The 24986-nt window shown below is 69.5% G+C and carries 19 protein-coding genes and 1 riboswitch; of the genes, 10 read left to right on the forward strand and 9 right to left on the reverse strand.

The genetic code is table 11. The annotated features are described in order from the left end of the window. Nucleotides 1-191: 191 nt before the first annotated feature. The gene (locus tag ACRWNM_RS29350) at nucleotides 192-968 is read right to left on the reverse strand and encodes a FadR/GntR family transcriptional regulator (RefSeq protein WP_431971367.1); all 777 of its coding nucleotides are present in this window, start codon (nucleotides 966-968) and stop codon (nucleotides 192-194) included. Between the two features lie 107 nt (nucleotides 969-1075). Here ACRWNM_RS29350 and ACRWNM_RS29355 point away from each other — a divergent pair, with 107 nt between their 5' ends. Next, nucleotides 1076-2545 (forward strand): ABC1 kinase family protein, encoded by a 1470-nt coding sequence (locus tag ACRWNM_RS29355; protein WP_431971368.1) that lies wholly within the window; start codon nucleotides 1076-1078, stop codon nucleotides 2543-2545. Nucleotides 2546-2652: 107 nt separating this feature from the next. Here the strand turns inward: ACRWNM_RS29355 and ACRWNM_RS29360 are convergent, their stop codons facing one another. Continuing rightward, nucleotides 2653-3252 (reverse strand): GDSL-type esterase/lipase family protein, encoded by a 600-nt coding sequence (locus tag ACRWNM_RS29360; RefSeq protein WP_431971369.1) that lies wholly within the window; start codon nucleotides 3250-3252, stop codon nucleotides 2653-2655. Nucleotides 3253-3370: 118 nt separating this feature from the next. Between ACRWNM_RS29360 and ACRWNM_RS29365 the strand changes: the two genes are divergently transcribed. From ACRWNM_RS29365 to ACRWNM_RS29375, 3 genes are all read left to right on the forward strand, one after another. Beyond that, entirely contained in the window at nucleotides 3371-4138 is a 768-nt protein-coding gene (locus tag ACRWNM_RS29365; RefSeq protein WP_431971370.1) for a 2OG-Fe(II) oxygenase, read from the forward strand. Further along, on the forward strand, nucleotides 4125-4865 hold the full coding sequence (locus ACRWNM_RS29370; RefSeq protein WP_431971371.1) for an SDR family oxidoreductase: 741 nt from the start codon (nucleotides 4125-4127) through the stop codon (nucleotides 4863-4865). The genes ACRWNM_RS29365 and ACRWNM_RS29370 overlap by 14 nt, the downstream gene beginning before the upstream one ends. A 185-nt stretch (nucleotides 4866-5050) precedes the next feature. Next, entirely contained in the window at nucleotides 5051-7423 is a 2373-nt protein-coding gene (locus ACRWNM_RS29375) for a lysylphosphatidylglycerol synthase domain-containing protein (protein ID WP_431971372.1), read from the forward strand. A 13-nt stretch (nucleotides 7424-7436) separates the two neighbouring features. On the opposite strand, the gene ACRWNM_RS29380 is transcribed toward ACRWNM_RS29375, so the two are convergent. Next, on the reverse strand, nucleotides 7437-8129 hold the full coding sequence (locus tag ACRWNM_RS29380; protein ID WP_431971373.1) for a methyltransferase domain-containing protein: 693 nt from the start codon (nucleotides 8127-8129) through the stop codon (nucleotides 7437-7439). 106 nt (nucleotides 8130-8235) lie between these two features. Between ACRWNM_RS29380 and ACRWNM_RS29385 the strand changes: the two genes are divergently transcribed. Next, on the forward strand, nucleotides 8236-8817 hold the full coding sequence (locus ACRWNM_RS29385; RefSeq protein ID WP_431971374.1) for a TetR/AcrR family transcriptional regulator: 582 nt from the start codon (nucleotides 8236-8238) through the stop codon (nucleotides 8815-8817). A 156-nt stretch (nucleotides 8818-8973) separates the two neighbouring features. On the opposite strand, the gene ACRWNM_RS29390 is transcribed toward ACRWNM_RS29385, so the two are convergent. Further along, nucleotides 8974-9576, reverse strand: a complete 603-nt coding sequence (locus ACRWNM_RS29390; protein WP_431971375.1) for a cysteine hydrolase — start codon at nucleotides 9574-9576, stop codon at nucleotides 8974-8976. Between the two features lie 81 nt (nucleotides 9577-9657). Further along, nucleotides 9658-11229 carry a fatty-acid--CoA ligase FadD5 gene (fadD5, locus tag ACRWNM_RS29395; RefSeq protein WP_431971376.1) on the reverse strand — a complete coding sequence of 524 codons (1572 nt, stop codon included), beginning with the start codon at nucleotides 11227-11229 and terminating at the stop codon, nucleotides 9658-9660. 463 nt (nucleotides 11230-11692) lie between these two features. Here fadD5 and ACRWNM_RS29400 point away from each other — a divergent pair, with 463 nt between their 5' ends. Beyond that, nucleotides 11693-12664, forward strand: coding sequence for an NAD(P)H-dependent flavin oxidoreductase (locus ACRWNM_RS29400; protein WP_431971377.1), 972 nt, complete (start codon nucleotides 11693-11695; stop codon nucleotides 12662-12664). A gap of 53 nt (nucleotides 12665-12717) precedes the next feature. Here ACRWNM_RS29400 and ACRWNM_RS29405 read toward each other — a convergent pair whose 3' ends face one another. Then, nucleotides 12718-13695 carry an MBL fold metallo-hydrolase gene (locus tag ACRWNM_RS29405; RefSeq protein ID WP_431971378.1) on the reverse strand — a complete coding sequence of 326 codons (978 nt, stop codon included), beginning with the start codon at nucleotides 13693-13695 and terminating at the stop codon, nucleotides 12718-12720. A gap of 196 nt (nucleotides 13696-13891) precedes the next feature. Between ACRWNM_RS29405 and ACRWNM_RS29410 the strand changes: the two genes are divergently transcribed. Both ACRWNM_RS29410 and ACRWNM_RS29415 read left to right on the forward strand, forming a co-directional pair. After that, a complete protein-coding gene (locus ACRWNM_RS29410; protein WP_431971379.1) occupies nucleotides 13892-14188 on the forward strand; it encodes an acyl carrier protein in 297 nt (98 codons plus the stop codon). After that, nucleotides 14185-19275, forward strand: a complete 5091-nt coding sequence (locus tag ACRWNM_RS29415) for an SDR family NAD(P)-dependent oxidoreductase (RefSeq protein WP_431971380.1) — start codon at nucleotides 14185-14187, stop codon at nucleotides 19273-19275. Before ACRWNM_RS29410 ends, ACRWNM_RS29415 begins: the two co-directional genes overlap by 4 nt. 236 nt (nucleotides 19276-19511) lie before the next feature. Here the strand turns inward: ACRWNM_RS29415 and ACRWNM_RS29420 are convergent, their stop codons facing one another. The 3 genes from ACRWNM_RS29420 to ACRWNM_RS29430 all read right to left on the reverse strand — a co-directional run bounded on the left by ACRWNM_RS29420 (nucleotide 19512) and on the right by ACRWNM_RS29430 (nucleotide 21317). Then, on the reverse strand, nucleotides 19512-19907 hold the full coding sequence (locus tag ACRWNM_RS29420; RefSeq protein ID WP_431971381.1) for an RNA-binding S4 domain-containing protein: 396 nt from the start codon (nucleotides 19905-19907) through the stop codon (nucleotides 19512-19514). Between the two features lie 75 nt (nucleotides 19908-19982). Continuing rightward, entirely contained in the window at nucleotides 19983-20639 is a 657-nt protein-coding gene (locus ACRWNM_RS29425; protein WP_431971382.1) for a C40 family peptidase, read from the reverse strand. Nucleotides 20640-20654: 15 nt separating this feature from the next. Next, nucleotides 20655-20827: riboswitch (cyclic di-AMP (ydaO/yuaA leader) on the reverse strand. A gap of 208 nt (nucleotides 20828-21035) precedes the next feature. Next, nucleotides 21036-21317 (reverse strand): hypothetical protein, encoded by a 282-nt coding sequence (locus tag ACRWNM_RS29430; RefSeq protein WP_431971383.1) that lies wholly within the window; start codon nucleotides 21315-21317, stop codon nucleotides 21036-21038. A 149-nt stretch (nucleotides 21318-21466) separates the two neighbouring features. Here ACRWNM_RS29430 and ACRWNM_RS29435 point away from each other — a divergent pair, with 149 nt between their 5' ends. Together ACRWNM_RS29435 and ACRWNM_RS29440 are read left to right on the forward strand one after the other, a co-directional pair. Further along, nucleotides 21467-22648, forward strand: a complete 1182-nt coding sequence (locus tag ACRWNM_RS29435; protein ID WP_431971384.1) for an AAA family ATPase — start codon at nucleotides 21467-21469, stop codon at nucleotides 22646-22648. A gap of 197 nt (nucleotides 22649-22845) precedes the next feature. Then, a complete protein-coding gene (locus tag ACRWNM_RS29440) occupies nucleotides 22846-24798 on the forward strand; it encodes an acyl-CoA dehydrogenase family protein (RefSeq protein WP_431971385.1) in 1953 nt (650 codons plus the stop codon). The last annotated feature ends 188 nt before the right edge of the window (nucleotides 24799-24986 follow it).

Below are 24986 nucleotides of genomic sequence, written 5' to 3' on the forward strand. Positions count from 1 at the left end.
TGATCGGACCGCGGCAGCGGGAGCCTCGAGCGCGCCGGGCGACGCCGTCCAGCCAGATTCAGGATACCTGTCTCAGACGCAATGATCGACTATCTGTAATGAACAAGTGACCAACTCATTCGGAGGTCACCGCGCGCGGAACCGCGCGAAGCCATCAGACTCAGACAGTCCGATTCGTGCGTTTTGCCGGATCAGGCGGTGGCGGCGTGCGCGTCCTCGACGTCGGCTTCCCCGCCGCCGAGCAGCTCGTCGAACCGGGCGATGACCTTGTCGTGGTACATCCCGAACAGGTCCTCGAACAGCGCGAGCTGCGCCTCCGACGGGCCGGAGCCGGATTCCCACACCGCGACGAGCGCCCGCCACACCAGTACGTGCAGGTCGGCGGCGCCCGCGAAGTACGCCTCGATCGCCTCGGGCACCTCGAGCACCATCTCGCCGATCGTGTTGAGAATCGCGCGCTGCATGCTCAGCCCGAGCGCGGTCAGCAAACGCCGAACCAGTGCGACCTCGATGGCCAGAATCTGGCGGAAGTCCGGAACCTCCAGCCGGGCAAGGGCTTCCAGTTCGTCGATGGCCGCCTTCAGCTCGGCCGGGTCGACCTCCTGTTCGCTCGCGGTGTAGGCGAGCAGCGCCTCCATGACGATGCCGCGCTGCACATCGACGATGTCGTGGAACATCTCGATCGCGACATCCGGCATCGGCACCGAGAACCGGAACAGGTGGCGGTACACGTCGAGGCCGCCCGCCTCTCGCACATCGCGGATCGTGAAACCCTTACCGCGACGCGCCTCGACGAATCCATACGATTCCAGCCTGCCCAAGGTCAACTGCGCGGTCGCGCGATTCATATCGAATTCTTCGGCGACCTGGCGGACCGACGGCATCAAATCCCCCGGCTGATATTCCCCCGCGGCAACCCGGCGCGCCAGCTCGTCGGCAACGTCGGCGACTACCGTCTGGGATCCCATCGGATGCCACCTTTCGACTGTGTTCCAATACGTCCCAGACAGTCTAAGCCCTGCTGTGCGAGACTGCACCTGTGTAACACTGATCCGCCCACAGTGTGAGGTGATTCATGACCATTCGACGTGGGCCCGCTCCCTCGGACGACGAATCACGCGGTAGACGCCTCTTCGCGGTGCCGTCGAATGGCGCGCCTCCAGTCCGCCGGTCGGTGCGCAACGCCAGGTTGGCCGGGCTGCCGGTGGCCTTCGCGGGCCGTCGCGCCGTCGGCGTCGGCAAGCGGGCGCTCGGCCGTTCCGCCGCCGAAGTCGACCGCGAGATCCAGTTGCGCACCGCACAGCACATTTTCGAGGTGCTCGGCGAACTCAAAGGCTGCGCGGCGAAACTCGGCCAGCTGCTCGCGATCTACGAGCTCGCGCTGCCGCCGGAACTCGCCGAGCCCTACAAGATCGCGCTGAGCCGCCTGCACGACGCCGCGCCCGCCATGCTTCCCGGAGCCGTGGACGCCGCCATGTCGGCGAGCATGGGCCCGGACTGGCGTTGGTATTTCCGGGAATTCGACGAACGCCGCGCGGCGGCCGCCTCGATCGGCCAGGTGCACCGCGCGGTGTGGCGCGACGGCACGCCCGTCGCGGTCAAGGTGATGTATCCCGGCGGACGCGCGGCGGTGACAGGAGACCTCGAGCAGCTGCGCCGATTCACCGGGCTGGCCGCCGTCTTCCTGCCGGGCGCCGACATCACGGGCGTGCTCGACGCGATCACCGAGTGCGTGCTGGAGGAGCTCGACTACGCCGCCGAGGCGCGCTATCAGGAGGCGTTCGCGGCCGCCTACGCCGACGATCCCGATATCCGCGTCCCGCGGGTGATCGCCAGGCACGGCGACGTGCTGGTGACCGAATGGCTGGACGGCACGCCGGTCACCCGCGTCATCGAGTCCGGCTCGCAGGCGGAACGGGATCGGGTCGGCATGCTCATGGTTCGTTTCATGGCGTCCGCCTGGCCGCGCAGCGGCCTGCTGTACGGCGATCCGCATCCGGGTAATTTCCGGGTGCTGCCGGACGGCAGGCTCGGCGTGGTCGATTTCGGCGCGTGCGCGGTCTGGCCGCCGGAGGGGTTCGACGAGATGGCACGGGATTGCGTCCGCGCGGTGTTCCGCGGCGGGCCGCGCGAGCTGGAGGCGGCGACGCGGCGGCACGGTTTCGTCGAGCCCGGCCGCGCCTTCGACGCCGAGGCGCTGTTCGCGACCATCGCGCCGTGCACCGAACCGTTCGAGCACGACACCTACCGGCTGAGCACCCGCTGGTTGCGCAAACACGTTCTGCGACTGACCGATCCGCGACTGTCGAACATCATCCGGCAGCTGACCATGCCCGCCTGGATCACCCCGTTCGCGCGCTCGATGCTCACGCTGATCGCCGCGCTGTGCCAGCTGGGCACCGAGGGGCCGTACCGGGCCGAGATCGCGCGGTGGTTCCCGGAATTGGACGAGATCGCGCACGGTCCCGCCGACGAACAACCGGTAGCCAGCGCCGCGACACCACTGTTCCGCGACCGGGAGACGGTCTCGGCGCCGGTGGGCTGACCTGGTCGAATAACGAATTCCCGCCGCGCGTTTGCGTCTGAGACAGCAATGTGCGGCTTGTTCGCAGGCGAGATGCCACCTTTTCATCGAGGGCATCCGCGAGAAACTCAGCGGGACAACCACTCCCGCCAGGCGGGCAGGATCAGCGCCGCCATCGCGTCGTAGCCGCCCGCGCCGGGGTGCGCGCCGTCGCCCGCGCGCACCTCCCGCATCCACACCTCGTTCGCGCGTAACGCGTGGTGCACGCGCACGTACGGCGTCCGAGCCGCGGCGCAGATCTCGGCGAAGCGTTCGTCGAGGCGCGCGGTGCGGGCGTTGTGGGCGTCGTCGTCGATCGGCGGCGGCGCGACGAGCAGCGCGGGCCAGCCGCGCTCGGCGGCCGTGGTCAGCATGCCGGTCAGATTGGCCGCCGTGGCGTCGGGTTCCACACGCGGCGAACCGTTCTCGTGCGTGGCGTCGTTGACGCCGAACGAGAAGACCACCCGCGCCTCGGTCCCCTCGGGCAGCCGCGGCGCGCACTCGGCCTGCCAACGCGCGGCGATATCGGCCGAGGTCTCGCGGCGGACGCCGAGGTTGTATCCGGTGAAGGGCACGGCGTCGGCGTGCGCGGCGACGCCGAGCCGCCCCGCCCAGCCATGACAGAGCGGATCGCCGACGCCCGCGACGAACGAGTCACCGACGAAACAGATGCGAAGATCACGAGCCACCGGTCGATCCTCCCGTGTCCCTTCTTGTGCCGAGATCCCGGCCGCTCGAAATTCGGCCGACGAAGGCAATAAGATCACCGTGTTCGTCCGGGAGGGAGTGACGTTGTCAGGGGAATCGGTGAGTCAGGCGCCCGCGCCGCCCGCGTGGTTCACGGAATTGTTCGCCCATCGGCGCTGGATCCGCAGGTCCGGACCGTTTCCGCACGTGTATGTACGCGATGTCTTCGTCGACGACTTCTACCAGCGGCTCGCCGCCGAATACGAACGCGTGCGCGTTGCGCGGGCGGGCTCGTTCGAGAAGGTGGCCGACAACTACAGCGCCGACGCGATCCCGCTCACCGACCTGCGCAACGGACCGCTCGCACTGTTCACCTCGCGGGAATGGCACGACCTCATCGCGTCGGTGGCGGGCGTGGAAGTGACGGGCGACGTGGAGGGTTCGATTCACCACCACGCGCCGGACAGCCCCGCGGGCTGGCCGCACAACGATCTGAATCCGGCGTGGTTCTCCGGCTCGGCTCCCGGGCCGGGTGAGGTGCGGTTGCCCGATTCGAGCGTGAACACCAAGACCGGGACGAAGTCCGAGGGCGTCACCGCGCGGGAGACGGTGCGCGCCGTCGCGGTGCTGTTCTATCTGGGCAATCCGGGATGGCAGCCGGGCGATGGCGGGGAGACCGGGCTGTACGCCAACATCGCCGATCCGACGCCGACGCTGGCGGTGCCGCCGCTGGACAACTCGATGGTGGTGTTCGAATGCACCCCGCGGTCCTGGCACACCTACCTCGGCTACAACCGGGCGCCGCGCAGCAGCATCGTGATGTGGCTGCACCGGCCGAAGGAGGACGCGATCCAGCGTTGGGGAGGAGACCGCATTGTCTACTGGTGAATCGGCCCGCGGCGGCCGCCGGGTCTGCCTGCTCACCGGGGCGGGCGGCACGCTGGGCGACGCCTTCTGCCGCGCCCTCTACACCTCCTACGACATCGTCGCCGTCTGCGGCGCTCGCATTCCCGCGACGCCCTCGCAGCACGAGTGGTTCGTGGATCCCTTCGATCCGCAGGCCGACGTGCCGGAGAACGACTCCCGGGTCTTCCTGATCCGTTCCGATCTGACCGCGCCCGGCGAGGTCGAGCGCGTCATCGACCTGGCGCTGGCCAAGTTCGGCGGCATCGACCTGCTGGTCAACAATGCCGCGAGCCTGCGGCTGCATCCGCAGGGGCTCGTCGACGGGGATTCCGCGATCGACGACTTCGAATCCCAGTTCGCGCTGAACGTGGGCGTGCCGCTGCGGCTTTCGGCCCGGCTGGCGCAGCGCGGCTGGATGCACGACCTCGACGGCAACCGGGCGCGCAACCGCAACATCGTCAACGTCTCCAGCCTCTCCGGCTCCAAGGTGTACCCGGGCGGCCAGGCGGTGTACGCCGCGTCGAAGGCGGCGCTGAACCATCTGACCCGGCACCTCGCGGCGGAGTTCGAGGAGTTCGGCGTCCGCGCCAACGCGGTGGCTCCGGACAGCTTCCCCGCTCGGGTTCCGACGGAGAAGGTGCTCCAGGCGATCGTGGAACTGGACGCGGGCGCGATGAACGGAGGCGTGTACAGCGTCGTCGCGAACTGAGCCCGCCGGGCCCTCGCGGCGCCGCCTCTGGCAGTGTGAGCAGGGGCCGAAGCGGCACCGCGCGACGCCGCACCGCCGCGGCGTGTTGGTGCCGATCGCCCGCGGTGACCTGCTGCATACTCACGGAACGTGAGACAGGGGGTCGCCGAGCCAGCGCCAACTCGATCCGAAAGTGCCGATACGACATGCGAGTCGACGGGCGGGAGATCCCGGTAACGGGCAATCTCCTGGAACCGCTGATCCGGCGGACCACGGACATCGTCCGGGTCATGCTCGCGGCGCTGTGGCTCGGTGTGGTGATCGCGGCCTCGGTCATCACCAGACCGGAATGGCTGGCGCTCGAGGATTCGGTGTCCGACATCGTCGGCTTCCTCACCCCGGACCAGTCCAACCTGGTCTACCTGCTCTACGGCATCGCGATCCTCATCCTGCCGTTCGCGATCCTCATCGAACTGGTCATCGGCAGGCAGTGGAAACTGCTCGCCGGATACGCCGCCGCCGGACTCGTCGCCGGCCTGCTGCTCTCCATCACCGGCACCGGCATCTCCGCGCCGCAGTGGCACCTCCAGGTGCCCGATCGGCTCGACACCTTCCTTTCCCAATTCCTCGACGATCCGCGCTGGATCGCGATGCTCGCCGCGGTGCTCACCGTCTCCAGTCCGTGGCTGCCGACCAGGCCGCGGCGCTGGTTGTGGTTCCTGCTGCTGGCCTTCGCGCCGATCCATCTCGTGGTCAGCACCGTGGTGCCCGCGCGGGCGATGTTCGGCCTCGCGGTGGGCTGGCTGGTCGGCGCGCTGATCGTCTGGGTGGTCGGCACACCGGCGCTGGAGGTGCCGCTCGACGCCGCGGTGCGGGTGCTCGCCAAACGCGGGCACACCGTCACCGGATTCACCGTGGTGCGGCCCGCGGGCTCGGGGCCGCTGGTGCTCTCGACCGCCGTGACCGGCCCGGAGCGCGAGCTGACCGTCGAGATGTACGGCAAGAACCAGCGCAGCCACGGCGCACTGCGCATGCTGTGGCGCTGGCTGACCTTTCGCAGCAGCGAGACCGGGGCGCTGCACGGTTCCATGCACCGCGCCGTCGAGCACCGCGCGCTGATGACGATCGCCGCGGGCGATCTCGATCTCGCAGGCCAGCAGGTGGTCGCGGTCGCGGCGCTGGATCGCGGCTGGATGCTCTACGCGCACACCGACTCCGGCGGCGTCCCGATCGCCGAGATCCCCGGCGAGCGGCTGCCCACGGTGTGGAAGGCGCTCGACGCGCTGCACGGGGGCCGGATCGCACACGGCGACCTGCGCCCCGAGGACATCCGCGTCACCGAGGACGCCGTGCTGTTCAGCGGTTTCGGCAGCGCCGAGTTCGGCGCCTCGGACACCCAGATCCAATCCGACATCGCGCAGCTGCTGGTCACCACGGCCGCGATCTACGGCAAGGAATCCGCGGTGCGCGCGGCCATCGAAGCGCTCGGCGAGCAGACCGTGCTCACCGCGACCCGCCGCCTCATCAAATCAGCCACCCCCTCCGGTATCAGGATGTCGATTCCGGAGTGGAAGTCGGTCGTGTCCGAAACCCGCGACGAGGTGCGCAAGCAGACCGGCAAGGACCGGATCGAGGCCGATCAGATCACCCGGTTCTCCCGTAACCAGATCATTCAGCTGGTGCTGCTGATCGGGCTGGTCTACGTGGCGTACCCGTTCATCAGCCAGGTCCCGACCTTCTTCACCCAGCTGAAGACCGCCAACTGGTGGTGGGCGCTGCTCGGGCTCGCCGTCTCCAGCCTCACCTACGTCGGCGCCGCGGCCGCGCTGTGGGCCTGCGCCTCCGGCATGGCGAACTTCCGCAACCTGGTCATCATGCAGATCGCCAACACCTTCGCCGCGACGACCACGCCCGCGCGCGTCGGCGGTCTCGCCTTGAGCGTGCGGTTCCTGCAGAAGAGCGGGCTAGGCGCGGTGCGAGCCACCGCGGCCGTGGCGCTGCAGCAGGCGGTGCAGGTGATCACCCACGTCAGCCTGTTGATCCTGTTCAGCATCGTGGCGGGGACCTCGGCGGACCTCTCCCATTTCGTGCCGGATCCGACCATCATCTACCTGGCCGCCGGTGTCGGTGTCGGCATCATCGGCACATTCATGTTCGTGCCGAAACTGCGGCGCTGGCTGAACAATTCGGTCCGGCCGCAGCTCCAGGAAGTGCTCGGCGAACTGGGCCAGCTGGCGAGGGACCCGAAGCGGTTCGCCATCATCGTGGCGGGCGGTGCCGCCGTCACGCTCGGCATGGCGGGTGCGCTGTGGGCCAGCGTGGAGGCCTTCGGCGGCGGCGCCACCTTCGTCACCGTCACGATCGTCACCATGATCGGCGGCACCCTGGCCTCGGCCGCCCCGACCCCCGGCGGCGTCGGCGCCGTCGAGGCGGCCCTGATCGGCGGCCTCGCCGCCTTCGGCCTTTCCGTGGACATCGCGGTGCCCGCGGTGCTCCTCTACCGCGTCCTCACCTGCTGGCTGCCGGTGTTCTGCGGGTGGTTCACCATGCGCTGGATGACCTCGAAGAACATGATTTAGGGCGGAGCGCGAGCTAGTCCTTGGTCGCGCGGAGGATTCCGGCGATCGGCGGGACGGTCTCGAACTCGACCGAGCGGAAACCCGCTGCCAGCAAGGGTTCTCGATAACGGCGGATGTCGACGGCGGCGAGCGGGTCGGCGTGGTGGTCGGTCGCGGTGTCGCGGGTGCGGTGGGCCGCGAAACGGGACATCGCGCGGATCGCGCCCGGTAGTACCCGGCCGGTGGGGTGGGTGTCGGCGAGGAGCAGTCTGCCGCCGGGGCGGAGCACGCGGAACATGTGGGCGAGCGCGGCCTCGCGCTGCGCCTCGGGGATGTGGTGCATGACGAAGGTGCAGGTCACCACGTCGAAGGAGGCGTCGGGCCGGTCGAGGGTCTGCGCGGGGCCGAGCTCGAAGCGGCAGTTCGGCTGTTTCGTGCGCGCGGTGGCGTAGGCGATCATCCGCGGCGACGGATCGCGGCCGACGACCTCGCCCGCGGGACCGACACGGACCGCGAGCGCACGGGCGAGATCACCGGGACCACAGCCGATATCGAGCACGCGATCGCCGGGCGCGGCGCCGCTGTGGGCGATGAACTCGTGGTCGAGCGCGCGCCCGCGGCCGAGCGCGAACGCGGAGCGGAGGAACCGGTAGCCGCGCGGGCGGGTGATGAGGATGCCGATCTCGGCGGGTTGCTTGTTTGCGGACTGTTGTGCGTTTCCGGACATATGTTCATGATCGAAGGTGGCCGCCGCGGCGACCAGAAGCAGAAGTACGGAATCCGTCCGGTTCGGGACAGTGCGGCCCGGTCCGTCCGGAAACGCAGGGATTGAGATGCACGAGACCACCGACCGCCGGGTGCGGCGCACCAGGGCGACATTGCACCGGGCGCTGATCGAACTACTCCTCGAACGCTCCTACGAGCGAATCACGGTGCGCGACATCCTGGATCGCGCCGACGTCGGACGCTCCACCTTCTACGCGCACTTCCGCGACAAGGACGACCTGCTACTGGTGAGCAGCACCGAATACCTGCGCGCGGCCATCACCGCCGCGCGACCGGACGACCCGGCCGCGCCGCCGCCTTCGGCGCCGCTGGCGCCGATCTACACGCTGTTCCGGCTGGCCTCGGAGAATCCCGAGGTGTATCGCGCGCTGCTCGGGCGCAAGGCAGGCGGCCAGCTGCTGCGTGCCACCCGCGGCATGGTCGGCCGGGTGCTCACCGAACAACTGTCCGGACGCTTCGCCATGGACGACGAGGAATTCGCCGCGATGGTGAACTTCCTGTCCTGGGGCGTGGTCGGCACGCTCGGCGCTATCGCCGACGCGGACCCGCCGATCCGGGCGGACATCGCCTATCGCCGGTTGGAGACGCTGATCGGCCCGGGCCTGACGGGACGCGTCCGAGCGGATTGATTCCCCGTCCGCTTCCGCTGACACTCGACCTTCTCGCCGGGCGCGGCGGGCGGGTGCGGCGCGGAGAATCGATGGGGCGCGCTGTCGTGCTCAGCGGCGGAAGCGATCGACGGTTTCGGCTGCGGTGGTGGGCGCGGAGTTCGAGTGGGCGTTCGCTCAGCGGTGGATGATGTCGAGGGCTTCGGCGGCGGTCACGCATCCCGCGGTGACGAGCTCGAGGTTGGCGAGGGTCGCCTCGTGCGAGGCGGGATCGGCGGCGGTGACGCAATCGGCGACTGGGTGCACCGTGAAACCGAGATCCGTTGCGTGGCGGGCGGTCTGCTCCACGGTCAGGTTGGTGGCCACGCCGGTGACGAACAGGGTGTCGAGGCCACGGTCGGTCAGCCAGTCGGCGAGGGCGTTGCCCGCCAGCCCCGAGAGCTTCTGATTGTCGTAGGTCGCGCTCGGTTGCGCCGCCATCTCCGTGATGAGCTGGGTGCCTGGCGATTCCGGGCGGAACTCGGTCTGTGCCGCGCCGACCGACCGCATGAAACCGGTGTTGCGCACCAGCCCGCCCTCGCCGACGGGAATGGTGAAGCGCGTGAAGATCACCGGGAGCTCGGCCGCGGCGGCCGCGTCGTGGAAGTCCACCGCGCGCGGCACGACGCCGCTGGCCGCGACCGGCGCGGCGAGCATCGGACCGAAGAATCCCTCGGGCCGGATGACATTGACCTGCCAGTGCAGGGCCAGCACGGCGGCGCGGATGCGTGGAATCGCCATGCGTCGATCCTGACGCATCCGCGCCGCGCGCGTGGCCGGTTTCCACGACCCAGTTCGCGGAACCGACACGCAGGCAAGGTACTAGGACGAATAGTCCTTGCGCAGCTGGACTTTCACGACCTTGCCGCTGGCGTTGCGCGGCAGCTCGGGCACGATCACCAGATCCTTGGGGTGCTTGTACCTGGCCAGGTTCTCGTTGAGGTACGGCTCCAGCTCGTCCAGGGTCAGCTCGGCATCGGGGTCGATCAGCGCGACCACGGCGACCGGCACCTCGCCCCACTTCTCGTGCGTGCGCCCGACCACGGCGGCCTCGCGAACCTTGGGGTGTCCGAAGAGCACGTTCTCCACCTCGGCGCAGTAGATGTTCTCGCCGCCGGAGATGATCATGTCCTTCTTGCGGTCGACCACCCAGACGAACCCCTCGTCGTCCGCGCGAACCAGATCGCCGGAGTGGAACCAGCCGCCCGCGAAGGCCTCCGCGGTGGCTTCTGGCTTGTTCCAGTAGCCCTGCATGAGAGTCGGTCCGCGGTAGACGATCTCGCCGACCTCGCCTGGCGCGACATCGTTCATCTCGTCGTCCACGATGCGGGCCTGGATGGTGGGGATCGGCTTGCCCACCGAACCGAGCTTGCGCAGCGCGTCCTCGCCTTCCAGCACGCAGGTGATCGGCGACATCTCCGTCTGGCCGAAGACCGCGACATTGGCGGCGTTCGGGAAGCATTCGGCCATGGCGCGCAGCACCGAGTCCGAGGCGGGCGCCGCGCCCCAGCTGAGCATGGTGAGCGCGAGCTTGCGGTCCTTCACCGTGGGCTCGGCGCAGATGGCCTGCCACTGGGCGGGTACGCAGAACGCGGTGGTGGCCTGCTCCTTCTCGACGGCGTCGAGGAACTCGGTGGGATCGAACGCGCCGAGCGGATGCAGCACGGTCTTGCCGCCGAGCAGGAAATACGGTGCGAGACTGCCGAGTCCGGCGATGTGGAACAGCGGCGAGGTGCAGAAGCCGATGGCCTCGGGGCCGAGGTCCATGGCCCGGATACAGGTCAGCGCCTGCGCGTTCATGTTCGCGTACGAGAGCACCGCGCCCTTCGGGCTGCCCGTGGTGCCCGAGGTGTACATGATCAGCGCGGGGGTGTCCTCCGGAATGTCCAGCGGCGTGTGGGGCGTCCCCTCCTCGGCCAGCACGTCGTCGTAGCCGAGCACGTCTTCGGCGGTCTTGCCGCCGATCACGATGCAGGTCTCGAGTGCGGGCGCCTGCGCGAGCACGGCGGTGGCCAGCGGCTGTAAGACCGTGTCGGTGACGATGGCCTTGGCCCCGCTGTCGCCGACGATGTACGCGACCTCCGGCGGGGTGAGCCGGAAGTTCACCGGCACCGCGATGGCGCCGAGCGCGTTGATGCCGAAGACCGCCTCGATGTATTCGGGGTAGTTCAGCGCGAGAAGGATCACCCGGTCGCCGAACCCGACGCCGCGCCTGGCCAGCGCGTCGGCGAACTTCAGCGACCGCTCGTGCAGCTGCTGCCACGTCGTGTCCACACCACGGAACCGCAGGGCGACCGCGTCCGGACGCATCTGCGCGTGGGCGGCGATCTGATTGTTCCAGTGGTTGCGCCGCGACCTGATCGGCTCGTCGAGCGCCTGTGCACCGGTGGTCATGCCACGTACTCCTCTCGGACCGCCTGCAAGCGTCCGCCGGAGTGGCCGACCGCGTGGACGGGCTGAATTGAGATGAGAATAACAACTAACTTAACCGGACGGCAAGAGATCAAGAGATGAATCCTCGTTAATTGTCTCAGCGAGGTTCCAAGATCGTGAAAACCGACTTCAGCTGCACTTATGCGGATATCCTTCGCCTTCATCGGCGCTCCGCGAGCGCCTAATACCCACTCATCCATGCGAACCGCGACTCACTTACCAGTTGTACACAAGTCGATTTTCGTGTCACGATCATGGCGTCGGGGCGGTCCGGCACGCCCACGCGAACCCGGCGGTGGGACGAGCCGTCACCGTTCGAGGAACACAGCGGTTCCGGCAACAGCGCGGTTCGAGGAACACAGCGGTTCGGGAACACAGCGGCGAGCGATCCCCCGGACGCCGCGGTCACACGGAGGAGAGCGCAATGCTGCGTACCAGGTTCACCGAGGAATTCGGGATCGAGCACCCGATCGTGCAGGGCGGCATGATGTGGGTCGGCCGGGCCGAACTCGTCGCCGCCGTCGCGAACGCAGGCGGGCTCGGTTTCATCACGGCGCTGACCCAGCCCACCCCGGACGATCTGCGCAAGGAGATCGAGCGCACCCGGCAGCTGACCGACAAGCCCTTCGGCGTGAACGTCACCATCCTGCCCTCGATCAACCCTCCGCCGTACGCGGAGTACGTGCAGGCCATCATCGAAAGCGGCGTGAAGATCGTCGAGACGGCAGGCAGCAATCCGGAACCGTTCCTGCCGTACTACAAAGAGGCGGGCATCAAGGTGCTGCACAAGTGCACCAGCGTGCGGCACGCGCTCAAGGCGCAGAAGATCGGCGTCGACGGCGTGAGCATCGACGGCTTCGAATGCGCGGGACACCCCGGCGAGGACGACATCCCCGGCCTGATCCTGATCCCCGCCGCGGCACGCGTGCTCGATATCCCGATGATCGCCTCCGGCGGCATCGCCGACGCGCGCGGCCTGGTCGCCGCGCTCGCGCTCGGCGCGGATGGTGTCAACATGGGCACCCGCTTCCTGTGCACCGCGGAGTCGGCGATCGATCAGAAGGTCAAGGAACAGATCGTCGCCAACAGCGAACTCGACACCCAGCTGATCTTCCGCACCCTGCGCAACACCGCGCGCGTGGCGGACAACGAGATCAGCCGCAAGGTGGTCGAAATCGAGAAGGCGGGCGGCACTTTCGAGGACGTGCGGGAACTGGTCGCGGGCGCGCGCGGCCGCCGGGTCTTCGAAGAGGGCGACCTGGACGCGGGCATCTGGTCGGCGGGCCTGGCCCAGGGCCTGATCCACGACATCCCGACCTGCGGCGAACTCATCGGCCGCATGGTGGAGGAGGCGGAGGAGCTGATCAGCGCTCGCCTCGCCTCCATCCTCGCCTGAGTCGTTGCGGCTCGGGAATCCCGGCCCGCCGCGCCGACGAGTCCAACCGAGCGTCAGCGCGAAGGGTTACGGGCGGCTCGTGCCGTGACCGCGGCGAGGTCGTGACCGGCGACGATCTCGATGTCGTCGGGCAGGGCGTGCAGGCGGTGGATGACGGCGAAGGCGGCGTCGCGATCGGAATCGAACAATTGGCCCGGCATGGGCGCCTTTTCGCGCAGCAGGTCCACCTGGAGTTTGCTCCACACGGCGTCGCCGGCGAGCAGCACGCGGGTGCCGTCGTCCACCGCGAGCAGCACGCCGATGCTGCCGGGGGTGTGGCCTGCCAGGTCGAGCAGCAGCACGGAACCGTCGCCGAACAGGTCCTTGCTGCGCGGGAAGGTCAGCACCGGAGGACCGTCGAGTTCGAACGGGTCGAAAGCGCGACCGCGCAACGGACCTCGGGCCACCCCGACCGGCGCGTGCTCGCCGAGCATCGCCCAGGCGTGCTCGGCGGCGGGAAGCCGGACCGGTATCTCGCCGGGCAGTTCCAGCAAGCCCGACACGTGATCCCAGTGCAGGTGCGTGGGAACGACGAAATCGATGTCGCCGCCCGCCAGATCGCGCGCGGCCAGCGCGTCGGACAGACCGAGCACCGGCTTGTCCGGCGCGGCCAGCAGCGACACTGGGAACGGCAGCTCGGGTATCACCCGCTCGTGCACGCCTGAGCACAGCGCGGGGTCGACGAGGAACCGGGCCTTCGGGTGTTCGATCAGGAACGCCGACATGATCAGCGGCAGCTCCCGCAGGCTGCGCACGCCCTCGGCGACGATGGTCTCCGGAGCGGTCATCTCGCCCTGCGCAAGCACGGTTAGCCGGACGGTAGCAGAAGGTCGCGGCGGCTCGGCGACGGTCAGCCGGGCCAGCAGGTCGGTGTCGGGACGACGTGGGCGCAGCAACCGCGCAGGGGTCGCGGCGAGCGCGGCGCAGCAGCGCAGCACGGTGGGCAGCGTCGGCGTGCGCTCGGCGCGCGTGGCACGGTCGGGTTCGGGCACGGTTGTCACCGTATGTGACGCGCTGGTTTCCGGAAAGCATCGGCGACACGCGCGGCGGCGGAAACTCTCGGCGTGTCGCCAAACGCGCAGGCGCGCAGCGGAAAACGGACGTTTTCCGGCCCTCTCCGGTGCGGCATAATCGCGGGGGTACCGTTCCCGGGCCGCAATCCGCCGGGAGACGGGGAGGGAGGACGAGATGCGGCCCAGTCACCCGGACGGGCGAAGTGATACCGATCGAAACGGCCATACCGACGTGCGCGGCAGGCGTGCCGCGCACACCGCCGCCGCGGTCACAGCGATCGCCGAGTTGCTCGGCGTCGAGACCGCGGCCGTGTCCACCGATACACCGTTCGCCGAGCTCGGTCCGATCTCCGCGCAACTCGCGCGGCTGACCGCACAACTCGAGGACGCGATGGGCGTCGAGGTGTCGCTGGAAGCCGTGTACGACCACCCCGATATCGAGCAGCTGGCCGCGTTCCTCGCGATGCCATGACGGCAGGCACTCCGTCCATACAGCCACCGGTCGCCATCATCGGCATGGCGTGCCGCGTGCCCGGCGCAGCGGGCTTGGAGGAATTCTGGCGGCTGCTGACGAGCGGGCGCGACGCCACCGGCGATCCACCGCCGGGCCGCGAGGTGACCAGGCGGGCGGGCTATCTCGACGACATCGAGTGGTTCGACAACGACTGGTTCGCCATCTCCGCCCGCGAGGCCGCGCTGATGGATCCGCAGCAACGCGTCGCGCTGGAAGTATCCGTCGAAGCGCTCGACGACGCCGGAATCGGCTATCGCACGCGCGGTTCGGACGCCGCGGTGATTTTCGGCGCGTGCGGATACGACCACGGCGTCACGGTGCTCGGCGGCGGCGAGCAGGACGCGCCGTACGCGGTGACCGGTTCGGCATTGAGCATCATCGCCAACCGGCTGTCCTACGCGCTGGATCTGCACGGGCCGAGCCTGGTGGTGGACAGCGCGTGTTCGTCCTCGCTCGCGGCGGTGGACCTGGCCCTGCGGCTGCTCGCGGACGAGACGGTGCCGTTCGCGATCGTCGGCGGCGTGAATCTGACGCTGCTCCCGCACACCTCCGACTACCTGGCCGAGAGCGGATTCCTCGCGCCCGACGGACGCAGCAAACCGTTCTCCGCCGCGGCCGACGGCTACACGCGCAGCGAAGGGTGCGGCGTGCTGGTCCTGCAGCGCACCGCCGACGCGCATCGCGAAGGCAATCGGGTGTACGCCGAGATCCTCGGCGCGGCGGTCGGTTCCGACGGGCGCTCGAACGGCCTCTACGCGCCGAACGGGCGCGCCCAGCGCGAGACCATCCGCACCGCGTGGTCCCGCGCGGGCCTCGACCCGCGCGGGGCGGGCTACATCGAATGCCACGGCACCGGAACGGCTCTCGGCGACGCGGTGGAAGTGGGCGCGCTCGCCGCGGTGCTCTCCGACGACGACGCCGCGGACACCTGGATCGGTTCGGTGAAGTCCAATCTCGGCCACCTCGAGGCCGCGGCGGGCGTGACGGGGCTGATCAAGACCGCGCTGTCGATTCACCACGGTGTCATCGCGCCGACCATCCACTTCGACACCCCGAATCCGCTGCTGAAGCTCACCGAGCGCGGGCTGCGTGTGCCGCGCGAGCCGGTCGACTGGAGCGCGACTCCACCGCGGGAGCGGCTGGCCGGGGTGAGCTCGTTCGGGTTCGGCGGGACCAACGCGCACGCGGTGCTGCGCGGGCATCCGACGACGACGGCATCGCGCGGCGAGGAGCCTCCGGTGCTGATCCCGGTGACCGGGCGCGACGTCGCGGATCTACAGATCCAGGCGTTGGCGCTGGCGCAGCGGCTCGATGCGGCGGGCGAGTCCGCGGCGAGCACCTTGGCCACGGCGGCGGCACGGTTGCTTCCCGAACACGCGCGGGCCGGCGTGCTCGCGCACGACCGCGCGGAGGCGATCGCCGGATTGCGCGCGTTGGCTCGCGGCGAAAGCGGCGCAGGGATCACCGGTCCCAGTACGGGCAGGCAGCGCGGCGGTGTGCTTTTCCTGTTCGCTGGGCAGGGCGGACAGCACGCGCGGATGGGACGGGCGTTGGCGGCGCGCTATCCCGTGTTCGCGCGCGCACTCGCCGAGGCCGCGGACGCGATCGCGGCGCAGGGCGGGCCGAGGGTGTGGACGCCGCGCTACGGGTTCGGCCTCGGCGGAGACGGCCGCGCGGCCACCGAACTGGTGCAGCCAGCGATCTTCGCCTACCAAGTGGCTTTGGCGAAGTTGCTCGACTCCTGGGGTGTTCGGCCCGACGCCGTCGTGGGGCACAGCCTCGGCGAGATCGCGGCGGCCGCGGTGAGCGGCGGGCTGACGCTCACCGATGCGGCGCTGGTCGCGGTGCGGCGCAGCCGCGCCTTGGCGCGGCTCGACGGACAGGGCGCGATGGCGTTGCTGGAGGCGACGCCGGACGAGGCGGAGCGGTTGGTCGCGCCGGTACAGGCCGAAGTGGGTATCGCCGCGGTGAACGCACCGCGTTCGGTGGTGGTGTCGGGGACACCGCGCTACGTCGACACCATCGTGCGACGGGCGAAGCGCCGCGGCATGTTCGCGCAGCGCATCGCGGTCGACTTCGCCGCGCACAGTCCTCAGGTGGCCCCGATGCTCGCCGAGTTCGTCGACGGATTGGCCGATTTGGCGCCGCGCACACCGCACACGCCCATGTACTCCACCGCGCGCCGCGCCGCCGTACTGACGACCGCCGCGCTGGATCGCGGCTACTGGGCCGAGAACGCCTCGGGCACAGTGGAACTCGCGGCCGCGCTGGAGCAGGCGGCCGCGGACGGGCTGACGACGGTGCTGGAGCTCGCGCCGCATCCCGTCCTCGCTCCGGCGGCCCGCGAGTTGCCCGACTTCCGCGATTCCACGCATCCGGTGGCGGCCCGTGACGACGAGGCGGGGACCTTCCTGCGCTGCCTGTCCCGGCTGTACGACGAGGGCCGCTCGCTCGACTGGTCGGCGAGCGGACCGTATCTCGCCCCGCCGCCGCGAAGACGCTGGCGGCGTAGTCGATTCGCGCCGGTCACACAGACGCGCCCGGAAACGGCGATCCCCGCCTTCCGCCCGGATTCGCTGGACGACCATGTGGTGCAGGGTGTTCCGACGGTACCGGCCGTCTACTGGATACGCCGACTGCTGCACCTGGCGAACGGCGCGGCCGCCGGGATGATCGCCGATTTCGTGGTCAACGAACGCACCGACCTGACCGTCCTGGCCGCCGCCGAGTACCACGCGGACGATACGAGCGTGCGGGTGCGAGCGGGCGACACGGTGCTCGCTTCGGCGCGGCCCGCACCCGGCCCCGCGCCCGCCGACATCGTCGCCTGGATGCGGGCTGTCGACGCGAACCGCGCCACCCAGCACCGCATGCGGCCGTTGGCGCCCGGCGCCTTCTACGAAGCATTGCGCCGCAGGGGTCTCGAGTACGGTCCGCGATTCCGTTCGCTCCGTGCGCTCTCGGCCGCGCCGGGCTGCGCGGTCGGGCACTTCGACGCCGCCGAATTACACAGTGCCGCAACACTGGACGGCTGCCTGCATCTCCTGGCCGCCGCCGCGGACGGCGCACTACCCGACGGACTCGTCCCGCTGCCCATCGCGATGGACACGGCGTGGGTGTCCACCGAACCGGGGCGTGTGGCGGCCGAGGCGCACGCCGTCGTCCGTGAGCGCACGGCGCGGGGCTTGATCGGCGACATCGTGGGCACCGATCAGCACGGCGTTCCGGTGCTGGCGTTCGCCGGCGTGCGCGTCCGTTTCGCGGACGCGGCCGCGCTCGGCCACATTCGACAGGACGAGGATTTCGGCGAGGACGAACGCGGCGCGTTCCGCATCGAAACGTGGCAGCCGATGCTCGCGGGCGATCCCCGCTCGTCACAGGCGGCGCGGAGTGATTCCGGCACGCACGCGTCCCGCGTCGCACACCGTCGGCGCGCCCTCGTGGTCGGTGAGTCCGATCTCGCCGTCCGCCTGTCCCGCGCGCTGGAGCGCTCGCTGCCGACCGAGCGGATCGCGCGCGAACCCGACGCCGCGAGCGCCGTTCTCGCATCGGGGTCGCCGGCCCGCGACGCCGCCGACCGCACCGCGCTGGTGGTGGTCTGGCCCGAGGACAGCGCCGATCTCGGAGCGGCCGCGACGACCTCGCTCGGACGGGCGCTGGACCTGCTCCAACGCGCTCGAGCCGACACCTCGATCGTCTCGCTGACGGTGGTGCTCCCGGCACGCGCGCGGCGCGGCGGAGTCATCGCCAACGCCCTTGCCGGACTCACTCGTACCCTGCAACTCGAATCGGGGCGCGAGGTGCGTTTGGTGTGGGCCGATTCCGACCCGCGTACGCTCGCCCGGCTCACCGAACTCGTCACCGAACCCGACGATTCCCTTCCGACCGAAGTCGAAATGACCGGGGGCGACATGGCCGTCCGGCGGTTCGTCCCGGCCGCGCCCGACGCCGCGCCCCTCGTGATCGATCCGAGCGGAACCTATGTGGTGACAGGCGGTCTCGGTGCGCTGGGCGCGGTCGCGGTGCGCTGGCTGCTCGACTCCGGCGCACGCGACGTGGTGGTGCTGACGCGTTCGCCCCGCCCGGTGCCCGCCGTGCTGGACGGGTCCGAGGATCACGTCGTCGTCGTCCGCTGCGACGTGACCGATCGAAGCGATCTCGCCAACGCGCTCAACGACATTCGCGAATGCGGTTCCACCATCCGCGGTGTGGTGCATGCCGCGGGCGCGCTGGAGGACGCGGTCTTCGACGCCGTCGACCAGGATCAGCTGGCGCGGATGTTCGCGCCGAAGGTCGGCGCCGCGGCCGACCTGCTGGCGCTGACCGCCGCCGACCCCACCGATTTCGTGCTGCTGTTCTCCTCGGCCACCGGCGCTTTCGGCGCCCCGGGTCAGGCCGCCTACGCCGCGGCCAACGCCGCGATGGACGCGATCGCCGCATCGGCGGACGGTGGGCGCGTGCTCAGCATCGGCTGGGGCGTGTGGACATCGGGTCTCGCGGCGGCGGCAGGCGGCGCGGAGCATCTGCGACGAGCGGGGATCGCCGCACTCGACGCGGAACGCGGCGCGGCGATGCTGGCCAAGGCCTTGCGGTACCGCGGGCCGTATCTTCTGGCGCTGGACTACACGCCCTCCGGCCACCGGTCTCCGGTAGCCGACCGGCTCCGCGAGCTCTTCGGCGAATCGGTATCCGGGCGGGTTCCGGACGCGATCGGTGCTGCGGCCCAGGGACTTTCCGTCGCATCCCGCAACGGATCTGTCCGCCGGTCCGATGGCGCGGCGGGCACCGAACCGGAGCCGATCACCGCCGCCATCCGCCGCGTGCTGGCCGCCACACTGGACCGGCCTGCCGAAACCATCGGCGCCACCGACGATTTCAACGATCTCGGCCTCAGCTCGCTGCTCGCGATCGAGGTGCGCCGCACCCTGGAGGCCCGGCTGCGCATCGCGATCTCGACGGCCGAACTCTTCCAGCACCCCACCATCGCCGCCCTCGGCGCCGCACTGGCCGACCGAGTCGCCGCAGACGACAGCGAGGCACCGTGACGGCGAGTTGTTCACGGAGACGTTCGGGCAATGGTTTTCGGCACGCGTTGGTCGATCCGGTAGCACGGGCTCGAGGACCTCATCGCCGTGGAGGGCCGGCAACCACTATCCGTCCGACATCGAGTCGACGGTGGCCTCCACCGCGCCCGAGATTCGCCAGGGCCATGTGACCGCCTTCGGCCACGACGACGGGCGGCGTGAGGATCTCGTGGTGGTCGCGGCGACGACCTGAGCGGTCAGTCCTCGGTGCGGCCGAGCAGACGGTCGGTTTCGCGACGCTCGCGTTTGGTGGGGCGACCAGTGCCGCGATCTCGGCGCGGCATGGTCGCGAGGATCTCGGGGGAGGGCGGCGGCGGGCTGCGGTCGATCAGGCATTGCGCGGCGATCGGAGCGCCGACGCGCTTGGTGATGACCCGCTCGACGATCACGATGCGTTCGACACCGCCGGCCCGGATACGGATTTCGTCACCAGGCCGCACCGGTTGGGCGGGTTTGGCCGTCGCGCCGTTGACGCGGACGTGCCCGCCTCGGCAGGCCTCCGCGGCCGCGGACCGGGTCTTGAACAGGCGTACCGCCCAGATCCAGGAATCGACCCTGGCCTGCGATGGGGCAGCCTGTATTCCCTGCGGCACTGGTTCAGACTATGCGTAGGTCCGCCGTCGCTCCAACCACGGCGGGCGACGACGGACCTCGTCCGACTGTTTTCGTCAGTCCACGATGCGACGCGCGGTGACCACCATGTCCGGACGCAGCGGGGTGTAGGACACCGGCTGGCCCGACTGAACGGCGTTGAGCAGCTTGCCGTCGCCCGCGTAGAGGCCGACGTGGCCGCCGCCGTTGGTCACGACGATGTCACCGGGCTGCAGGTCCTGGAAGGCGACGGGAGCGCCGACGTGGGACTGCTCGAAGCTGGTGCGGGGCAGCTCGATGCCAGCCTGCCGGTAGGCCCACTTCACGAGGCCGGAGCAGTCGAAGCTCGACGGACCCGCGGCGCCCCAGGAGTACATGGCGCCGACCTTGGACTTGGCGGCGTCGAGAGCGATGTCGCCCGGGCTGTTCTGCTGCTCGAACAGGTTGGGCATCTGGAAGTTCGGGAACTGCGGCGCGGCGAGCGGGGCCTGCTGAGGGGCGCCGGGCTGCGGCGCGGCGAGCGCCTGCTGAAGCTGCTGGTTGAGCTGCTGGACCGGCTGCTCGAATTCTTGGGGGACCGGCACATCGAAACCACCGAGGCCGGGGATGTTGATCGTGGCGGCCATCGCGGGCACCGCGGGCATCGCGCCGGTGGCGGCCACCGCACCCAAGACGAGAGCACCCTTCACGGAATTCGGCAGTCGCGATTCCCGCTGCAAGCTGTGTTTACCCACCGAGCTGAGTCTCCGATCTTCCTGCTCTTCCACCGACCGGGTTAGCTGACGGGTTCGGGCCGGGAAGATCGGCCCTACCGCGGCGGCCTTGTGGCTTTTGCGGATTCACCCCAGACGAACCTGTGGGTCCCCGGTTCGACAGCCGGATCCTGGTGTGGCTCCGACAGCCGATTAGGCGGTGACTTCATGGCGCCACTCCACTTACGAAGCGACTCCCTCCATGAAGTCACGAAGAGATTACGATGTCGGCGCGGTGTTGTCCAGCGCACAGCGCGTGGTTTTCGGCCTCTTGTGAAAATTCACTGGACGACCGGGCGAAATGCTGCTGCGCCCGTTAGGTCACGACTAGGTCACGGCGCGTCGAGTAGCTGTTACGAACCGTGCAGTGCCTGTTCGCTATCGCGCGTCGCGGTCGGCGACCGCCCGCTCCAGCTCCACGATCCGCCTGCGCGCCTCGGCGAGTTCGGCTTCGAGCCTGGCCACCGCCAGCTCGAGTTTGCCCAGCGCCATGACCAACGGGCCGACCGCGAGATCGGCTACCAGTTGCGGGTCGTCGTATCCCTGTTCGATGGCGACGAGGATGTTGGACCGGATCAGGCCGGCCTGGGTCGCCCCGGCGGGCACGGTCCACGACTCGACCACCTCGGCGGTGGTGTGGGGAGCTGACTCCTCGGACATGACCCCTCCGTTCCCGCGCGCCGACCGTTCACCGAACCGCCCCAAGCGTAAAGACTTCCGCGCAGAAGACAAGCGCGAAATACCCCTCTCTACGACATCACGTAGAGATAGCAAGATTCCGATGTCCGAACGCGCTACGGTGTGTGGGCATGGACCCCGTGCGCAATCCGTATGCACCCGGCGCGGGTCAGCGCCCGCCCGAACTCGCCGGGCGCGACAAGCAACTCGCCGCCTTCGACATCGTGCTGGAGCGCATCGCCAGGGGCAGGCCGGAACGCAGCGTGATGCTCACCGGATTGCGTGGCGTCGGTAAGACCGTGCTGCTCAACCAGCTTCGCTCGGCGGCCATCTCGCGCGGCTGGGGCACCGGGAAGATCGAGGCGCGGCCGGATCAGGAACTGCGCCGACCGCTGTCCTCCGCGCTGCACATGGCCACCCGCGCCATCGCCATGGCGCACCGCAATCCGGAGCGGGTCGACGATTTCCTCGGCATTCTCAAAGCCTTCGCGCTGCGGGCCACCGCGGACAAGGGCATGCGGGAGCGCTGGCAGCCCGGTATCGACGTGCCCGCGGTGTCGGGGCGCGCCGATTCCGGCGACATCGAGATCGATCTGGTGGAGCTGCTCAAGGAAGCCGCGGCGCTGGCCGGCGACATCGGCGTCGGCATGGCGATATTCATCGACGAGATGCAGGACCTGGGCCCCGCCGACATCTCCGCGATCTGCGGAGCCTGCCACGAACTGAGCCAGGACGGCGCGCCGCTCATCGTCGTCGGGGCGGGTCTGCCGCACCTGCCCGCGGTGCTTTCCGCATCGAAGAGTTATTCGGAGCGCCTGTTCAGCTACCACCGCATCGATCGGCTGGACCGGGAGTCGGCCGACCGGGCGCTGATCGCGCCCGCCGAGCGCGAGGAGGTGAAGTTCACCGAGGAGGCGCTGGAGGCACTGTACGAAAAGGCCGATGGATATCCCTATTTCGTGCAGGCCTACGGCAAGGCGGTCTGGGACCAGGCCCCGGAGAGCCCGATCACCGCCGAGGATGTCGAGGTGGCCTCGCCCGCCGCCGAGGAGGAGTTGGCGGTCGGGTTCTTCGGATCTCGCTATGAGCGGGCAACCCCCGCGGAGCGGGAGTACATGCGAGCCATGGCCGATCTGTCCGGCGACGACGGTCCGGTCGCGACGGCCGCGGTGGCCGCCGAACTCGGCCGCAAACCGGCCTCGCTCTCGCCCGCGCGCGACGGCCTCATCAAGAAGGGGCTGATCTACTCGGCCGAGCGCGGCACGATCGGCTTCACCGTCCCGCACTTCGGACGCTACCTGCGCAGCGTGTGATCGCCACTTCGACGGGGGACGCACCGCGAAGGCGACGCCCGTCCATAGACCGCGCACGCCCGGAGCGCACCCGCGTATTCACCTTTCTATCAAGATCATTAGAAATCGATAGAAATCGATACCCCCATTCACCTACCGGTGAGTAACCGACTTTCCTACACTCGAATGTGATTCTGATCACCTCCGAGGAGGACACCATGGCGACTGCCGCGAAAGTCGACGCCACCGAAGAACAGGCTCGCGCACTGGTCGAGGAATCCCGCGAAACCGGCTGGGCCAAACCATCGTTCGCCAAGGAGATGTTTCTCGGACGGTTCCGGCTCGATCTGATCCACCCCTACCCGCAGCCGAGCGCCGAGGACGCCGCCCGCACCGAGGCCTACCTGGCGCGGCTGCGGCCGCTCTGCGAGAGCATCGACGGGTCGGTGATCGAGGCCGAGGGCCGCATCCCGGACGAGTACGTCAAGGGCCTGGCCGAACTCGGCTGTTTCGGCCTGAAGATCCCCGAGTCCTACGGCGGCCAGGGCCTGTCGCAGTACGGCTACAACCGCTCGCTCATGCTCGCAGGCTCGGCGCATCCCAGCATCGGCGTGCTGCTCTCGGCGCACCAGTCCATCGGCGTGCCCGAGCCGCTGAAGCTGGCGGGGACCCCCGAACAGAAGGCCGAGTTCCTGCCCCGCTGCGCGGCGGGCGCGGTGAGCGCGTTCCTGCTGACCGAGCCCGATGTCGGTTCCGATCCGGCCCGCATGGCGAGCACCGCGACCCCGACGGCCGACGGCGAGGCCTACGAGCTGAACGGCGTGAAGCTCTGGACCACCAACGGCGTCGTGGCCGAACTGCTCGTGGTGATGGCGCGGGTGCCCAAGAGCGAAGGGCATCGCGGCGGCATCTCCGCGTTCGTGGTGGAGGCCGACAGTCCGGGCATCACCGTCGAGCGCCGCAACGCCTTCATGGGTCTACGCGGCATCGAGAACGGCCTGACGCGCATGCACAACGTGCGGGTACCGAAGCGCAACCTCATCGGCAGGGAGGGCGACGGGCTCAAGATCGCGCTGACCACGCTCAACGCGGGCCGTCTCGCCATCCCGGCGTTGTGCACCGCCGCCGCCAAATGGTCGCTGAAGATCGCCAGGGAGTGGAGCGCCCAGCGCGTGCAGTGGGGCAGGCCGGTCGGCGAGCACGCCGCGGTGGGCGAGAAGATCTCCTTCATCGCCGCGACCACCTACGCGCTGGAGGCGGCGCTCGACCTCTCGGCGACCATGTGCGACGAGGGCCGCAACGACATCCGCATCGAGGCCGCGCTCGCCAAGCTGTGGGCCAGCGAGATGAGCTGCCAGATCGCCGACGAACTGGTGCAGATCCGCGGCGGACGCGGCTACGAGACCGCGGCGTCGCTCGCCGCCCGTGGCGAGCGGGCCGTCGGCGCCGAGCAGCTGCTGCGCGACCTGCGCATCAACCGGATCTTCGAGGGTTCCAGCGAGATCATGCGGCTGCTGATCGCGCGCGAGATGGCCGACGCGCACATGGCCGCCGCGGGCGCGCTCGTCGACCGCAACGCCGAGCTCAAGGACAAGGCCAAAGCCGCCGTCGGCGCCACCGGCTTCTACGCCAAGTGGTTCCCGCAGCTCGCCGTCGGCGCGGGCACCGTGACCGGTACCTACGCCGAATTCGGTGCACTGGCACGGCATCTGCGGTTCGTCGAACGCAACTCGCGCAAGCAGGCGCGTTCGCTGATGTACGCCATGGCCCGCTGGCAGGCCGGTCTCGAGTACCGGCAGAACTTCCTCGGGCGCATCGTCGACATCGGCGCCGAGCTGTTCGCCATGTCCGCGGCCTGCGTGCGGGCCCAGGCGCAGCTCGCGAGCGGAGGACCCGAGGGGCACGCGGCCGTGGAACTCGCCGACACGTTCTGCCGCCAATCGCGCGTCCGGGTGCGCAGGCTCTTCGACGCGCTGTGGGAGAACACCGACGACGAGGACCGCACGCTCACCAGGGGAGTGCTGGACGGGCGGTACCAGTGGCTGGAGGACGGCATCTTCGACCCGAGCGAGGGCACCGGACCGTGGATCGCCGACTGGCAGGTGGGACCGTCCACCGAGGCCAATCTGCTGCGTCCGTTCTTGCCTTCGACGCGAACCCACGCCACGTAGAGGTCGGCGCAGAGCGCCCGGTGGGGCCGGTCCCCACCGGGCGTCAGGCGACTCTGCGCGAGTATCGCCGATTCGGTAGAGAGTCATAGATTGCCGATACACGCGGGCGGCTGTGGTTCGTCCGCAAAATCTGGGGGTTTCTAGGAGGTTCGGTAGACCGCCCGATACGAAGGTCGTGAGCGGGCGAT

The sequence above is a fragment of the Nocardia sp. bgisy134 genome, from assembly GCF_965341865.1.
Taxonomy (GTDB): domain Bacteria; phylum Actinomycetota; class Actinomycetes; order Mycobacteriales; family Mycobacteriaceae; genus Nocardia.

Coding starts and splice junctions, on each gene's coding strand:
- ACRWNM_RS29440 (WP_431971385.1), top strand. CDS start 22,846: ATGGCGACTGCCGCGAAAGTCGACGCCACCGAAGAACAGGCTCGCGCA.
- ACRWNM_RS29435 (WP_431971384.1), top strand. CDS start 21,467: ATGGACCCCGTGCGCAATCCGTATGCACCCGGCGCGGGTCAGCGCCCG.
- ACRWNM_RS29390 (WP_431971375.1), bottom strand. CDS start 9,576: ATGGCGATTCCACGCATCCGCGCCGCCGTGCTGGCCCTGCACTGGCAG.
- ACRWNM_RS29400 (WP_431971377.1), top strand. CDS start 11,693: ATGCTGCGTACCAGGTTCACCGAGGAATTCGGGATCGAGCACCCGATC.
- fadD5 (WP_431971376.1), bottom strand. CDS start 11,229: ATGACCACCGGTGCACAGGCGCTCGACGAGCCGATCAGGTCGCGGCGC.
- ACRWNM_RS29355 (WP_431971368.1), top strand. CDS start 1,076: ATGACCATTCGACGTGGGCCCGCTCCCTCGGACGACGAATCACGCGGT.
- ACRWNM_RS29410 (WP_431971379.1), top strand. CDS start 13,892: ATGCGGCCCAGTCACCCGGACGGGCGAAGTGATACCGATCGAAACGGC.
- ACRWNM_RS29415 (WP_431971380.1), top strand. CDS start 14,185: ATGACGGCAGGCACTCCGTCCATACAGCCACCGGTCGCCATCATCGGC.
- ACRWNM_RS29385 (WP_431971374.1), top strand. CDS start 8,236: ATGCACGAGACCACCGACCGCCGGGTGCGGCGCACCAGGGCGACATTG.
- ACRWNM_RS29375 (WP_431971372.1), top strand. CDS start 5,051: ATGCGAGTCGACGGGCGGGAGATCCCGGTAACGGGCAATCTCCTGGAA.
- ACRWNM_RS29430 (WP_431971383.1), bottom strand. CDS start 21,317: ATGTCCGAGGAGTCAGCTCCCCACACCACCGCCGAGGTGGTCGAGTCG.
- ACRWNM_RS29380 (WP_431971373.1), bottom strand. CDS start 8,129: ATGTCCGGAAACGCACAACAGTCCGCAAACAAGCAACCCGCCGAGATC.
- ACRWNM_RS29350 (WP_431971367.1), bottom strand. CDS start 968: ATGGGATCCCAGACGGTAGTCGCCGACGTTGCCGACGAGCTGGCGCGC.